The following is a 15,080-nucleotide window of genomic DNA, read 5'->3' as shown; positions in this document are numbered from 1 at the left end:
AAATCAATTTTTAGTAGTGGCACTTAGAACATTCAAGACCACCGATATCTTCAACTTTAAGAGCTTCTTTACTCTCCTCATTATGTAACTCTACTAAGTTATCATAATACTCATTGCCTTTACTGTTGATATCTGTCTTTCTGTGACAATCAATACACCAGCCCATAGTCAATAAAGAATGCTGTCTAACAACTTCCATTTCCTCGATAGGGCCATGACATGTTTGACACTCAATGCCACCCACTTTTACGTGCTGAGAGTGGTTAAAGTAGGCTAAATCAGGCAAATTGTGAATTCTAACCCACTCTATTGGTTTATTATTTTCAATAGCGGCATATATCTTTTGAATCTCAGGAGACTCAGTTTTTACTGCGCTATGGCAATTCATACAAATGTTAGGAGACGGTATGTTAGCACTCTTACTCTTTCTAACTCCCGTGTGACAGTAGTTACAATCTATCTCGTACTGACCAGCGTGAATTTTGTGCGAGAAAGCAATTGGTTGCTTTGGCGCATATCCTTGCTGAACACCTACAGCGTACAAGTTATGTATTACTACCTTGAACATTATAGCTGTAAAAATGAAAGTAACTAAGAAAATGAATGGACGACTCTTCACTGTAGATGAAAGGCTGAATGTACTATTTACAATCTCTTTATCTTCAGCGTCAAGGTCTTCCCTTTGATTTAAGTATTTCTGTAGAACAGTTGTTATTAATAATAATACTACAAGTATTAAAATAAGTACTACTATCAAACCAACCATAATCGCATCCAGATAACTCTCTGGAATAGAACTACCAGCAGCAGCGGCTTCTCCGCCTGCAGCATCCGCAGGAGCAGCAGCTTTTACTTCTGGCCCTTTGTCTGTTTGTTGTTTGATGTATCCCATGATAGACAAGATCTGATCTCTTGAAAAACTTGGGAATGCTGTCATTTGAGTTTTGTTAAACTCATTGTAAAGATTGTTTGCGTAATCATCGCCACTCGCAATAACTTTTGATGAATTATGTACGAAGTCAACAATCCAGTCGATTGAAGGTGCACGGTTATAAACGTCTTTTAAAGCAGGACCTACTAACTTTTCATGTACTCTATGACATGTTTTACAGTTACCCTCGAATAAAGATTTTCCTTCAGATATTCTGCTTTCATCTGTTGGAACTTCACTAGGAGCATCACCCCCTCCACCCGAGGCTTCTGTAGACTCCGCTGCAGTGGCAGTTGAATCCTGAGCATAGGATGTAAATGAAAATAAAACTGAACCTGTTAGTATAAATGCTAAAAAAACGCGTAACAGTGATTTTTTTTGCGCCATGTTAATGTATTTTATAACTCTCCATGCAACCACTTGCATGTCTTAACCCGGCACAAATCTACTATTGGATTGTTTTATTTCAAACATATTTTAGCCTGCTTTTGACCCACTTTGCAACAAAAGAAAACCTTTTACCGTTACAAGTGCTCAAAAACGGCTTTTTGACCCAGAAAAAACGGTTTTACGGTGTTATTTAGAATTTCTATAAATAAATATGAGCGTTTTTTGGAAGGATTTTCGGATTCTGAAACCGTTTTAATTTATAGGTCTAAAAATATTTTTTTACAGCCTAATTTATCTTTTTATTAAGCCTTATAAAGTATTTCTATAATTATTAATAGAGCTAACTACACTCCCATCTAAAACCGGCTATTGGCCATGTTATCTAACTCCAAAACTTAATCAATACCCTTAGTAAAAATTTGGTATAGACAAAGAGTGTAGCGCAATATTTTTTATAATTTATGCTATTGCAATCTCTCTTTTCCGATTTATAGCTGCACCTTCATGTTTGGGAATATGGATGGTAAGTATACCATCAGCACATGAAGCTGCTATTTTGTCTTCATCTACATATTCTGGCAACATAAAAGAACGGCTAAACGAAGTATACCTAAACTCCCTTCTTGTATAATTAGTTTCAGCTTCTACGTTTTTATTTTTCAACTCTCCCGAAATGGTAAGTACATCTCTATCAATTTCTAATGTATAGTTGTCTTTGCACATACCCGGGGAAGCGAGTTCTAGCAGAAACTCTTTTTTATTTTCAATAATATTTACGGCCGGAATGGAGCTGGCCGTAGTCCTTGAAGAATCCTCAAAAAGATCTCTGTTCATAAAATCATCCCAAATACCTCCATTTAATGAAGTTCTTTTTTTACTTTTTTCTATATCGTATAACATGATAATTTACTTTTATTTAAAAATTACTAAACGATCAACAACCGCTTTTCTATAATATCTCATCACTTGACTCTGGCACACCCAACTTAGCAGAGGCCTCAATGGCTTCATCTCTAATTAACGGTAAATCAGACTGAATTATAGACCATATGGCATGATGATCCATTTCCATTTCTTCGTTATATCGGGCATTTCTAAAACCTGATAGAATATCGGTATCAAAATTTAAGTCCTCAGCTTCCTCCGCATGATTACTTAATTCATAAGCTGCCTGACCGATCATTTGTATATTCGAATATACCTCTTCTTTGATCTGTTCCTCTTGTTCAAATTGGTGATATTCTAAGTCTCTAGTCAATTCAATGACTTCCTCTATTCCCTTGATTATGTTATTTAAGTGTAATTGTTGTTCTTCCTTTTCCATACCTACTATATTTTTTCTACTTCACTTTCGAGCTTAAGCACCTTAGTTCCGTCACTTTGTAAAATGAGCAATGCTTTATCTCCATGTTTACCATTTCGAGTTATTTGCTGACCGTTTATTGTCTTAGTCACCTTTTCATCGTAAGAATGCTTCACTTTACCTTCGGCAGTACCTTGTCCCCATTTCCATTTTACATTAGATCCTTCTCTTATCATTACCTAATTACCTACCATAAACACCTTCACCTACTTCTCCCTCTCCTTTACCTTGGCGTGAATCTAAAGTATCGCCTTTTACAGCTCCTTTATCATCAATAGTATCTTGTTTTGGTTGGCAACTTTGTATGCTTCCTAAAAAGGCCGCGCCTAACGTTAATATCAATATTATTCTTTTCATAGTTGACTAGCTTATAGTTTATAATCGTCTACACGAATAAGAATTTTTTATTGATTCTTATTAATGCATACTCATATATATAGGAGTAAAAGTCATGCCAGTGAAAGAAAGCCTGAAAGGCGGACATTAGGGCTAATTATAAGTAAAGTGCTGAGTATCTAGCTCCACATGATGTGTAAAAACATCAAAATTCTATTGGGGCAGGTTCGTTTACCCTAAAGTCTGGCAAGCGGAATGAGCTAGACCCGGTAATGTCAAAACCAATGGGAGAACCTCCGTTGGGCAATAGTGGGTAGTAGGCTAGGCGAATTTGAATAGCACTAATGGCCAAGTTTTCATTTCTCAGTCTAAGTCCTAGTCCATAGCCTTGATACAATTTATTCTTTAATATTTGAGCATGGTCAGAGTTGACTAAACCTATGTCTGCAAAACCAAAAATTGCAAATCTAAAACCTATTAAATAGAAAGGAGTAAAAGCTACAGTTTCGGAAGTAAAATTTATTTTGCGAGTGCCACGCAAAAAGGTATCACTTAATCCCCTTATACCATTTTTATTATTGATGTTAACAAACTCATCTTCATATCTATTAATGCCTCGGATATAGTTAAAGCTAAAAAATTGTCTGAAGTTAATTTTATGATACCTATATAGATAGCTGAAATAATTGAGTTGCAAGCGAACAGTACCTTGTTCTACATTACCATTATGCATAAAGCCTCCTAGCTCAAAAGATGGCCGCAAGTAACCTATTCGCGGAATATACTGCCCCACGGCAGTTCTTACCCCATAATAATAACGATCGTAAAACTGATTTTTTTCTTTACCGGCAGTAAACTCTAAAAGATAACCATTTGGAATATCTTCAGTCCGTCCATAACCAAGAATAAGGCTACTTTTATCATAATCTCTACGTGTGAGCGCTATAGAATACAGGTAAAGCTCTCTATTGAAGAACATCTGATTGGTATCTTCAGAAATCACTGGTCTATCGTTATACTTCCATTGTTTAAACGATGCTCCCAACTGCAAGTTAGTTCGCCCAAGGTCTTCATCTTCTTTAATAAGCCATGACCTGCCCAACCAAAAATCTTTTAAGTTGTAATCAATGTAATACTGAATGGTAGTATCTCTGTAAACCCTCTCTTGCTGTACTTTATTGGTACTTAGCTCCGCTCCTCCAGCGTATTTAATTTCCGGTGTAATAAAGTTTCTATAAAACCTGACTCCAAACCTATCTAAAGGTTCCGACTGAGCATAGTTGAGCTCACCTGTTATAAATGTCTTATTGATATTATTGACAGTATAAGTACCGTTGTAGCCAACTACAGGAGTATTATCGGTATCATACAGAAATTCGTTTCTAAACTCTTGCCCTAAACCAAGAAAATTACGATCAATTACAGCAAAATCAGAAGCGTCTATGCCATCTATACTGATCTCCCCGGTAATAGACCATACATCTTTTACGATTATAAGTACGTTAACCAAATCAGGGTCTTCTTCATCATCCACCAAAAATATTCTGGCATCTTTAATAAAAGATAAGCTCCTTAAAACCCGCTCGCTATCACTTATAAGCTCCGGATCTATTTGATCTCCTGTAGTAAAGAATATATTATTTTTAATAATATAACTACGTGTGTATACATGCAAACTATTAGCCATGCCAATGGCCCATGATTTAGTATGCTTGGTGGTATCATTAATACTGGTACCAAAGACTTCTAATTTTTTGATATCAATACTCTTAATTCTTTTACCTTCATAGTCCTTATAAAGGTCATTGATATTAGGAGGCGTAATAGTTTGCTTAGGCTTATTATTACGGTTGACATCTACAAAAAGTAGATCGTAAAGTTCTTTTGTAAATCTTTTTTTGTAAAACTTCTCTTTCAGCCTAAGGTAAAAATCACTAGAGCGAGGGGTTTCATCCTTTTTTATTTGAAGGGCAATAGAATCTGGTAGGATAAAAACGGTATCTTTTTCAACAAAGATGGAAGAGTCACCTAAAATAAGGAAAGACTTTCCTTTTACAAGTACACTGTCCATTTCCGGATAAATGCCTATAGGTATTTGGCCATATCCCGTTGCAGAGATTAGCAGAGGAAAAAACCATATAATACATTTACGAAACGACAACAGTATATGATTAAAATAACAAAAATCCCAATTCAGTCATGGCTGAATTGGGATGTACAATATCTTTAACTTTGATTATAGCTCACCTCTTTCAGCAGCTTTTTGCATCTTTTTATTAGCAAAAATTGCTACTTCAACTCTCCTGTTTTGCTGGCGACCTGTAGTGGTATTGTTATCAGCTATAGGTTGAGATTCACCATAACCCTGAGTAGTAATTCTTGTGCTTGCTACGTTTTCTCCAACGAGATAGCTAGAAACAGAATTAGCTCTTTGAACAGACAACTTCTGGTTATAACTATCAGAACCAGTATTGTCAGTATGTCCTTCTATAATAATATTAGTATCCTGGTATTTGTTTAAGGTAGAAGCCAATTCTGTTAAATTTTGTTTTGTAGCAGACTTTAACGTGTACGAGTCTGTATCAAACAAAAGCCCTGAATTAAAAGTAATCTTAATTCCTTCTCCAACTCTTTCTACTTGTGCTCCCTCAAGGTCTCTACGTAACTCTTCGGCTTGCTTATCCATTTTTCTACCAATAAGTGCTCCTGCTGTACCTCCTACTGCTGCTCCTATGATGGCCCCTACTGCAGTGTTGTTAGATCCACTACCTATAGCAGCGCCTATAGCTCCACCCGCAGCAGCACCAAAGGCACCTCCTTTAGCAGTATTACTAGCTTGACACCCTGACATTAAATAAGACCCTGCAACAAAAACTGTTAATAATAAAACAGCCATTGCTAAGGATGTTATTCTATTTTTCACTGATTCCATAATTTTCAAGTTGTTTTTTTTGATTTACTAATACTTACCAAATTAAATACCATCTATAATAACTGTACGAAAGTACGCTTTACGCACAATTTAGCATATAGATAGTGATACATTTGTGTAAAAAATTCCACGACAATTAAAATGGATACCCAATAGCAATGTTATAAACCAGCTTACTCAACTCCGATCTATTACGATCATCATAAGTGGTATTGGATGGTGTTTGTTTAGCAGGATCTTTAAGAGGATAACCTACATCCAGCCTGATAACGAAGAAATCGGCATCGAATCTGAAACCAAAACCTGTTCCTAAGGCCAACTGTTTGTAAAACTGATTGACATCAAATTTACCGCCAGGCCTTTCTTCTTCGTCACGTAATGTCCATATATTACCCGCATCCAAAAATACCGCTCCTTTAAATGCTCCTACAATATCGAACCTATACTCTACATTACCTTCTAATTTGATATCTCCAATTTGATCTATAAATAAAGTGGTAGTGTCTGGTTCAAAAGTTCCTGGACCTACAGACCTGGCCCTAAAAGCCCTCAAACTGCTGCTACCTCCTACCGCAAATGATTTACTATACGGTAAGGTTTGCGAATTGCCATAGGCATAGCCCATACCTGCTATAAGTCTTGTTGCTATCTTATTCTTATCATCGAGCCTTAAATAGTACCTAAAGTCGATATCTCCTCGTATAAACTGAGAGTAAGGATAACCAAACACCTCATAAGGTTCTTCACCACTAGTGTTAGTAGATGACTGTATAAGTTGCATTAAATTACCTGACACATCAAAATTGGCGTTCAAATAATAATTGCTTGTGCGGGTTTTACGTTCTTTTCTGCCTTGAGAATTGTAATAAAAAGAATATTTAGTACCTAAAATATATTGCTCTGCATAACTGCGCGCTAAAAATGGATTAGCCCTTAAGTATTCTTCAAATTCATTAGAAGTATTACTTAACTGAATCAAATCAATATCTATAGGGTAAAATTCATGCCTCTTGGTTGGTGTTTCATTCCAGCTAAAACCATACCCTAAGTTAGCGTTATAAGATGTGAAAAAATTCTGACGTTTCTGAACGGAAAACCCTGCTTTAAATACCGTTTGAGGTACGTATTTAAATGAATTGAAATTATAATGGAAGGGCACTATAAACCGTGGAATGGTAAATGTATTTTGTAACCCCACTGTATATGAATTTACCGCTCCGCTATTAGTACCTTGCGCACCGTTATTGCCCGATATCTGAATCTCATACCCAGTATTTAAACTTAACTCATAAAGTTCTGCTCCTCTAAAGGCGTTCCTGTTCCGGTAACTGGCATTGAAATTAGGGCCTACGTAGTTATTAGATTTAGACACCCCTTGTATCTCAAATCTAATAGATTTCTTTTTATAGGGTGTTAAATAGACATTTACCTTCAGTGTGCTATCTGAAGACTCCGTTATATTTAAATTCACGTACTTAAATACATCTAACTGCAGTAACCTATCAATGGTGATATCCTCATTCTCCTTATTATATATGTCACCTACTCTAAGCTTCACATTATTAGTGATGGTTTCTGGCCTAAACTCATCAGAATCTGAGATGTAATTAATGCTATCTATAATTTGAATTTTTCCTCCCTTTAAAGTGTCAGAGGAGTCAAATTCATAATCTGGCAATACATCTACCTCGCCTATGGTATATATCCTTTTTGCTTTTTCGGGAGTTTTATCTTTGATAGTAAGGTAAACATTCACTCTCCTATTCCCTACTGTACTATCGGCTCTAAATAAAATAAAATCGTCTTCAAAAAAATAAAAGCCCCTATCTTTCAAAGCCTTTTGCAATCTCATTCTCTCTTCTTCAAGGTCATTGAGATCATATCGTTCTCCTTTTTTGAGTACTGTCTGTGCGTGTAGCTCTTTAATGCTATTGATAAGCGTACTGTTGCCTTCAGGCATATAAATAGAATCGTACCGGTAAGGTCTGCTTAAGTAAGCATAGTACTTCACCTTCGTTTCTCGGTGTTTGGTTTTTGTTTCATAGCTAACACGGGCCTGAAACACACCTTCATTTTTCAATCGAGTTTCTATAAGATGAGCCGTTCGGGTAATGTTAACATCTTCCATCAGCACTGGGGGTGCGCCTAGCTTGGTTCGCATCCAATGCTTAAACCCCTTGTCTTTTTTAGGCTCTCCAGCCAAATTATAAAACCATACTTTGGGCCTTGAGCCTAAAACCTTAGCGTTAGGATCTGGAGCTACCAAAGACATGAGCTCATTTTTAATTTCGTTTTTCTTTTTGAGTTCGCGCTCAGTCTTCAACACTATATCTGTGCCTCCGTAAAAATTTTGTCCATCTTCGAGGTGTTTCACACCACTACAACCCGAAAAGATGATAGCAAATATTATAAAATAGCCTATTTGAGCTCTTTTAATCACTTTTTTGATTCTTTAGATTTATTCTCCTTTTCTTCCTTTACACTAAACAGCTCCTTAAAAGAGTCATAGTCTCGCACAAATATCACCCCCACACCTGTTTTCACTATATCTTCTCCTCCTTGAAACAGATTATCGTATTCATTTTCTCTAAACCCTACTAACCTATATCTACCATCTTTAGTTAATTTATATTCTATACGTAAGTCTCCTGCAAAATCATTTACACTTTGCTGCTGGCTTTGTTGTTGGGTATTATCCAAGTTGAAATTACCTGCCACCTTTACCACTACCCTATTATTAAATAACTGCTTAGAGAGCCCTAACTCTAACTGAGTATTGGCCAGAGGATCATCTGAAGTACTACTTGCACCCGATGACTCTAGGTTGAGCGAAAGCTCTACCCCTTTTACTTTGCTAGATAGCTTACTAAGTTGTGTGTTTAAGATTCTACTTATACTATTTCGTGCTGTAGACTGAGCTACATTGTCGTTATTATTGGTAGAAGCTCCTAATAAGAAGTTTTTAAACAGCAATAATCCAAAAACTTGCTGATCTAGCTCATCTGATTTTGTATTTAACTGACTCACCCATGAGACCAAATTTTGCGAAGCACTAGAACCATCTTCTATTCCCAGCCTGAAAGAAATTTCTGGCTGTAGTAGCTCCCCTTTTATATCTGTATACACCAAAAAGGGTATTTTCTGATTAGACGTTTCGGAGTTAGAGATATCTGCAGGGGGTGCTGTCTTTACACTATACACAGCTGAAATATCCATACGCGCATTCATTACATCACCGGTCCATAGTAAATAACTGCCTTTTTGAATGTTGAATTGCCTTTTTACAAGCCCATAAAAATTGAGGTTGTAACTACCATCTTTCACTTCATACCTACCGGCAAGGCTCATATCACCATTAGGCTCAATCCCTAATTTTAGAGAGGCCGTACCAATAACAGTTAATCGGTCGCCCGTTACTGGGTCAATGACTACATTCAGCGTATTGCCTGAGTTGATCTTTATATCAGCCGTTATATCTATACCCGTAATCTGAGCTTCGGTAGTATCTCTCTTTATATTTACACTATCAAACTCTTGATAAAAAGGATCATTAACCACATCTGCATCAAACCATGTGACTATACCTTCCGTTTGTTGTTCTTTAATCTCCTCCTCCGGCAATACATAGGTTAATTCACTACCTTCGCTCATACTCACATCGAGATTGATTTTTGGTAAATTTGAATCACCTGTGATACTGGCTTTACTATTTAGTTCTAAATGACCATAATAAAGACTGTTATCTTTCTCTCCTGTATCGATAAGTAAAAACTTGTTTGAATTAATGTTTAAATCAAAATTATAAAATGAGTAATCAGTAGTAGTAATAGCTCCATCTATATTAGCCTCATGGCTATTCTTATCTCTTATTTTGAAATTATTAAAAGCAATACCTGACTTAGTAAAATCAATAGTTTCATTATCAATATTAAATGCGCTTTGCAAATAAGTGACTTTAAAGGAGGCGTTATTAAACCTTAATTTCCCTATCACGTCTGGATCTGCCAGCGTACCTCTTAACTTTAAATTACCAGAAATGCTACCTTTACTTTCAGAAAGCTGTCCCATGGTTAAGGTTTCAATAGATGCCAACTCTAGGTTTTCCAGGTTCATATCAAGGTGAATTTCCGGAACACTATCAGCTAAATAATATCCTCCCACTTTAAGGTTATTGTCATGATTAGTCAGCGATAAATCTAGGTTATATTTATTTCCATTTTCGTTATTGGCATCGAGAGCAAGATTACCTAGGGTATCGCCCTTATAACTCAAATCATCTATGCCCAAGTTAGACGTAAAAGCAAATTTGTCGCTCGCCATGTTCAACTTTAATTCACCATCTAAAATACCTCCTAAAAAGTATTGGTCTATCTGTTGAATTTTTCCTAACCGTGCTAAATTAAAGGCATCGATATTTACATTTAACAGGGTATCACCTTCTACTACTTCAGAGGCTACTTCCACTTGCTGAACACTATCACGCAGCGTCATATTTTGAACCCATAATCCGCTAGGATAAATATCGATGGTATTACTCGGTTTGACCTCCCACTCGGCATAATTGACGATGAACTCGCCTGGGGTAAATTGAAAACGATAATACTCAGGACTACTGATAAATATACCTCCGAACATGTACCTCACATCACCTTTTTCATTATTTACCATAAATTCAGTTTTGATGTGATCGGCCTCTACTGTTCCTTCCCAGTCAATATTATCCACATTTAACCCCGCTGCAGCCATATGTGCTACTTTTGTAGAATAGGTTAAAGCATATTCATCTGAGTTAATCTGAATACCCAATGAATCAATTAGGTTGCCTGCATAGTCAATTTTAGGGATATCAATGTTGATATCCAGCATCCATTCTTCACTGTTATACTTTCCATTAATATCTCCCGGGATTAACTCTTTGAGCTCGGGCACCAACAAGTCTGAGAAGAAGCCTGGCCTTAAGATATCAATATCAAATGTAAAACTCTGAGGCGTTAGCTTATCTACCTTTTCTACACCGGTAAGGTTATAATACCTATTAAAATGCTGCTGCAGCACCTGCGGCAACGTCACAATATCAAAGTTACCTTCAAAGTTGGCCTGTAATACATTTGATCTTATACTTATATCAGTCTCATCTGCGGTGGTTTTACTTTCTAATAAAAAAGTATCCATTCTATACACATGAGTACCTTTCCCCATCACAAAATCATCTATTTGTAGCTTACCATTAATCTTATCTACTGAAGCCATTCTGACATCGGACACCACATGTGTTCGTAGTTTTAACTTCTCTTTAGTAAAATTAAGCGCATACAAATCCAATGTTCGCAGGTCTAAAGTAAACTGATATTGAGGTACACTATCGTTTAAATTAACTAGTCCTTCAAATGTAAAGTCTGCATTAGGATCATCCATGGAAAGATTACCGTTAAACTCTTTGGCTGCCACCTTACCATTAATCTCTACATTTTGATATGTATAATTATTGTACTCAAAAGAATTGACCTCACCTTTAAGTTCTGTATTAAGCTCTTCAATAGAAAAACCTTCACCATTAGCCTCCATATTAAGGGTTAGGTATCCTATTTGATCTTCTTGCTGTATTAACTTACCCACATTAAAGCTATCTACCTTTACTATACCCGAATATTGATAAATACTGTCCTTAGATGTTTTCATGCCCACATTGGCATCAATTGCTCCTAAACTACTGCTAATATTTAGGTGAGTCTGAAAATCGGACATTTTCCCCTTTAGGTTTCCCGTTAACACTAACTTAGTGGGGATGGTAATATCTTCTGGTATTAATGTATCAGCTACTACCGATCGCAGATCGCTCTCAGAAGTAGAAAGCTCTTTAAGTTTAATATTAAAAATGAGATCTTGCACCTCTGGCAAACCTTTTAACCCACCAGAAAATGCCAACTTCGTATTATTTAATGCATTTAGTTCAACCCCACTGAATTTCAGGTTATTCACTTTCCCTGTAATATCTCCTTTAAACTTTACATTTTGGTTATTTTTAATATAAGTAGCTAACTGCGTCTTTAAAGCTGGCTGAAAATAAAATACATCATTTACATTTAAATTTGATGGTTTCAGTTTAGCATCAACTTCTAAATCTGCCGGGTTTTGACTTATGGCATCTAAAGAAGAATACATGATAGTAACGTCACCTGCAAGGTCACTCCTATCTGTAACTAATTTAAACGACTTAGCATAAGACTCTTGCTCACCATAACTAAAATCGGCATGCATCTCTGATACCCTCATCCCCTCCTTCTCTATAGCATTAAGCTTCTCAACTACACCATTAGCGTAGCCATTTTTGAATACAATATCATTTAAGCTGGTATTCAATTCTTGGATCCATAAATGATTAGGATCAAAACCTTCTACTGGATCATAATTGTGGTTATAAAAACGGATAGAAGTATTTGTAATATTAGCCCCCTTTACCCCTGCTAGCAATTGCAAAGGTGAAGATGCTGTGGTATCTGCCGGCTTTGCCTGCTCTGCATTCGTATCATTACCCGCAAACTGATCAAAAGAAATGAACGAGTTATCGACATTAATTTTCTTTGCTACATATACTTGCCTTGCAAGGCTCATACTGTCAGCCACTATTTCTATTTTGCCCAGTCGGGTATCTAATTTTAATTTACCAGGAATATCTTCAAAAGTAAATTTCACGTCTTGTACCATCAGGTTTTCACCTTTGATATCCATCATTTCGGAGCTAGTGGTATCAGCAGATTCTGATGCTTTAGTAATTCTAAAACTTCCTTCACTGTCTTTCAACCTTATGTCATCTACTAATATTTTTGAGTTGAGCAGATCAAACTCAGAGATGTAGGTATATAAATCGCCAATATTTAATGCTAATTCGGTGCCATTAAACTTATCCAAATAAGCTATTCTAGTATTTGCAACCTCTATTTCTTCAATCGAGAACTCAAAAGGTTCACTTGCAGTGGTATCAGCTTGAGGTTGGGCTGTGGAATCTACTGCAGTAAAGCCATCTATAATAAACTGATAATTAAAAAGGCTATCGGAGTCACTATTATGAATATTAGCCACAAGACCTTGTACCTCCAAGTCGTTTATTTTGAAGGCATTATCTAGCAGCCCCCACAGGTCTGTATTGATGCTAATATAATCAGCATAAGCCAAGGTATCTTGTTTTTGATCTTCCACATAAATACCTTCAATAACTATACTTTTAGGAAAACCTACATACAGCCTATCGATGTGGGCTTCGGTATCAACCTTATCATTAAAAAAGCTAATGGCTTTATCAGTGATAAACTGCTGTACTTGAGGCAGTCTTATTAGAAAAACAACTGCTATCAATAACAGAATTACACTTAAAACAATCCATCCTAAGATTTTAAATATTTTTAATAATATCCCCTTTACTCCCTTTTTACTCATTTAAAATTAACTACCAGTAAACTGGCCCAACAATAAGTGTAACTACTTTTTAAATAAAAAATGACCATCTTAAAGATAAGACGGTCCTCTAAATCATGAAATATCAGAAGCTTATGTTTATACCTCCTGCATGACGTCTTGATTGTTTAACACCTTAACCATGGTTGCTGTTTCGTGATCCCAAATTTCGGCCGACTTCATAGTGACCTTAAGCAAGCACAAATTAGGGTCATTTACGCCATTTGGGAACCATGCTTCATGTATTTCGTTCCAAAATATTTTTTTTCGTTCTTCATCTTTTTTGCACACTGCTGTGCCAGATAACGATACATAAGTATGCGTATTATGATCCGCATAGCTAATATTTACGTGGTTATCGTTTTCTATTTCGCTCATTTTAGGCGAATTGTTAGTGGTAAAAAACCACAAAACCCCTTCATGATCTAACTGCAAAGTGTACATGGGCCTGCTTACCAACTCATGATTTTCGTTTACAGTAGAAAGCATAGCTATCTCAATAGTAGCTATACTTTCTCTTAATTTTTCTATGCCATTATGCAGTAACATTATACCTCTACTTCTATTTTATTGGCAGTTAATACTACATCAATATTGCCCGCTGTAGCACGCGAATATGGACAAACCTGCTGTGTTTTGTGCACTAATTCATTTAACACATCATCTTCTACTGACTCATCTATCACATTAAGTGCTGCAGATAAGCCATATTTTTTATCATCTTCCTGATTAAATGATACTTTAACCACAATTTTTGTGTTACCAAGGTCGACATTTTCCTTTTTGGCCACACTGCCCAAAGCACCAAGAAAGCAAGGTCCCCATGCTGCTGCAAATAATTGCTCTGGATTAGTACCTTCGGCTCCATCTCCCCCCATAGAATCGGGCTTAGCCAGTTGAAGATTCAATACTCCGTCTTGTGATTTTACTTCTCCGCCACGACCACCTTGAGCCGTAACTTCTGCTGTATATAAGGTTGGCATTTTTATTCGATTTTTAGTTATATAAAATTTGATAAAAAATTAGCTGTATTAATCGCATACAGCTAATTCAACACTCTGTCAATTACAAAAGATTACAGAGTTTTTTGTGCTTCATGAACTCCTTCACAGAATTCTTCAATCATTTTTTTACAAAAGGCAGGTATATCATCAGGGTTTCTGCTTGTAACCAACCCCTGATCTACCACTACTTCTTCGTTCTTCCACTCTGCCCCAGCATTAATTAAATCTGTTTTTATAGACTTGTATGAAGTTACTTGTCTACCTTTCAGCGCTCCGGTCTCAATGAGGGTCCAAGGGCCATGGCAGATAGCTGCTATGGGTTTGCCCTCTGCAAAGAAATGCTTCACAAAATCTACAGCCTGATCATTGGCTCTCAAATGATCTGGATTGAGTACCCCTCCTGGCAGGAGCAAAGCATTATAATCGCTAGGTAGTGCTGCATCTAAATTTTTATCTACATCATATTCATTTCCCCAATCAGTGCTATCCCAAGCTTTCACCTTTTTGTCATTTGGGGAAATTACATGAACCGTTGCCCCTTGTTTTTCTAGTGCTTTTTTTGGTTCAGTAAATTCTACTTCTTCAAATCCATCTGCTACTAATATTGCTACTTTTTTATCTTCTAATAAATTCATATCTATTACGTTTTAGTTTGGTTAGAAAATCTCTTTT

General features: G+C 36.4%; 12 protein-coding genes. All 12 read right to left on the bottom strand.

Going from position 1 to position 15,080, the window contains the following annotated elements:
- Positions 1-10: 10 nt before the first annotated feature.
- The 12 genes from ACXACQ_RS13345 to ACXACQ_RS13290 all read right to left on the bottom strand — a co-directional run bounded on the left by ACXACQ_RS13345 (position 11) and on the right by ACXACQ_RS13290 (position 15,043).
- Positions 11-1,318 carry a cytochrome c3 family protein gene (locus ACXACQ_RS13345; RefSeq protein WP_474976447.1) on the bottom strand — a complete coding sequence of 436 codons (1,308 nt, stop codon included), beginning with the start codon at positions 1,316-1,318 and terminating at the stop codon, positions 11-13.
- 462 nt (positions 1,319-1,780) lie between these two features.
- Positions 1,781-2,221, bottom strand: a complete 441-nt coding sequence (locus ACXACQ_RS13340) for an Hsp20/alpha crystallin family protein (RefSeq protein ID WP_474976446.1) — start codon at positions 2,219-2,221, stop codon at positions 1,781-1,783.
- Positions 2,222-2,270: 49 nt separating this feature from the next.
- On the bottom strand, positions 2,271-2,645 hold the full coding sequence (locus ACXACQ_RS13335) for a HepT-like ribonuclease domain-containing protein (RefSeq protein ID WP_474976445.1): 375 nt from the start codon (positions 2,643-2,645) through the stop codon (positions 2,271-2,273).
- 5 nt (positions 2,646-2,650) lie between these two features.
- On the bottom strand, positions 2,651-2,860 hold the full coding sequence (locus ACXACQ_RS13330) for a hypervirulence associated TUDOR domain-containing protein (RefSeq protein ID WP_474976444.1): 210 nt from the start codon (positions 2,858-2,860) through the stop codon (positions 2,651-2,653).
- Positions 2,861-2,867: 7 nt separating this feature from the next.
- Positions 2,868-3,041, bottom strand: coding sequence for a hypothetical protein (locus ACXACQ_RS13325; RefSeq protein ID WP_474976443.1), 174 nt, complete (start codon positions 3,039-3,041; stop codon positions 2,868-2,870).
- A 184-nt stretch (positions 3,042-3,225) separates the two neighbouring features.
- Positions 3,226-5,181: a BamA/TamA family outer membrane protein gene (locus ACXACQ_RS13320; protein WP_474976442.1), complete on the bottom strand. Its 1,956-nt coding sequence runs from the start codon at positions 5,179-5,181 to the stop codon at positions 3,226-3,228.
- Between the two features lie 75 nt (positions 5,182-5,256).
- Positions 5,257-5,952, bottom strand: a complete 696-nt coding sequence (locus ACXACQ_RS13315; protein WP_474976441.1) for a YiaD family glycine zipper/OmpA-like lipoprotein — start codon at positions 5,950-5,952, stop codon at positions 5,257-5,259.
- Positions 5,953-6,088: 136 nt separating this feature from the next.
- Positions 6,089-8,392 (bottom strand): translocation and assembly module lipoprotein TamL, encoded by a 2,304-nt coding sequence (gene tamL, locus ACXACQ_RS13310; protein WP_474976440.1) that lies wholly within the window; start codon positions 8,390-8,392, stop codon positions 6,089-6,091.
- On the bottom strand, positions 8,389-13,386 hold the full coding sequence (locus ACXACQ_RS13305; RefSeq protein WP_474976439.1) for a translocation/assembly module TamB domain-containing protein: 4,998 nt from the start codon (positions 13,384-13,386) through the stop codon (positions 8,389-8,391). The genes tamL and ACXACQ_RS13305 overlap by 4 nt, the downstream gene beginning before the upstream one ends.
- 117 nt (positions 13,387-13,503) lie before the next feature.
- The gene (locus tag ACXACQ_RS13300; protein WP_474976438.1) at positions 13,504-13,953 is read right to left on the bottom strand and encodes a pyridoxamine 5'-phosphate oxidase family protein; all 450 of its coding nucleotides are present in this window, start codon (positions 13,951-13,953) and stop codon (positions 13,504-13,506) included.
- The gene (locus ACXACQ_RS13295; RefSeq protein WP_474976437.1) at positions 13,953-14,387 is read right to left on the bottom strand and encodes an Ohr family peroxiredoxin; all 435 of its coding nucleotides are present in this window, start codon (positions 14,385-14,387) and stop codon (positions 13,953-13,955) included. Before ACXACQ_RS13295 ends, ACXACQ_RS13300 begins: the two co-directional genes overlap by 1 nt.
- Before the next feature lie 92 nt (positions 14,388-14,479).
- Positions 14,480-15,043: a type 1 glutamine amidotransferase domain-containing protein gene (locus ACXACQ_RS13290; protein WP_474976436.1), complete on the bottom strand. Its 564-nt coding sequence runs from the start codon at positions 15,041-15,043 to the stop codon at positions 14,480-14,482.
- Positions 15,044-15,080: the final 37 nt, after the last annotated feature.

Source organism: Fulvivirga sp. AWR4_260 (assembly GCF_056158185.1).
Note: the sequence above shows the minus strand (reverse complement) of the source record. Positions and strands in the feature narration are given on the sequence as shown.

What these genes read in the sequence shown, in the direction of transcription:
- ACXACQ_RS13345 (WP_474976447.1), bottom strand. Translation starts at nt 1,318, where the DNA reads ATGGCGCAAAAAAAATCACTGTTACGCGTTTTTTTAGCATTTATACTA.
- ACXACQ_RS13340 (WP_474976446.1), bottom strand. Translation starts at nt 2,221, where the DNA reads ATGTTATACGATATAGAAAAAAGTAAAAAAAGAACTTCATTAAATGGA.
- ACXACQ_RS13335 (WP_474976445.1), bottom strand. Translation starts at nt 2,645, where the DNA reads ATGGAAAAGGAAGAACAACAATTACACTTAAATAACATAATCAAGGGA.
- ACXACQ_RS13330 (WP_474976444.1), bottom strand. Translation starts at nt 2,860, where the DNA reads ATGATAAGAGAAGGATCTAATGTAAAATGGAAATGGGGACAAGGTACT.
- ACXACQ_RS13325 (WP_474976443.1), bottom strand. Translation starts at nt 3,041, where the DNA reads ATGAAAAGAATAATATTGATATTAACGTTAGGCGCGGCCTTTTTAGGA.
- ACXACQ_RS13315 (WP_474976441.1), bottom strand. Translation starts at nt 5,952, where the DNA reads ATGGAATCAGTGAAAAATAGAATAACATCCTTAGCAATGGCTGTTTTA.
- ACXACQ_RS13305 (WP_474976439.1), bottom strand. Translation starts at nt 13,386, where the DNA reads ATGAGTAAAAAGGGAGTAAAGGGGATATTATTAAAAATATTTAAAATC.
- ACXACQ_RS13300 (WP_474976438.1), bottom strand. Translation starts at nt 13,953, where the DNA reads ATGTTACTGCATAATGGCATAGAAAAATTAAGAGAAAGTATAGCTACT.
- ACXACQ_RS13295 (WP_474976437.1), bottom strand. Translation starts at nt 14,387, where the DNA reads ATGCCAACCTTATATACAGCAGAAGTTACGGCTCAAGGTGGTCGTGGC.
- ACXACQ_RS13290 (WP_474976436.1), bottom strand. Translation starts at nt 15,043, where the DNA reads ATGAATTTATTAGAAGATAAAAAAGTAGCAATATTAGTAGCAGATGGA.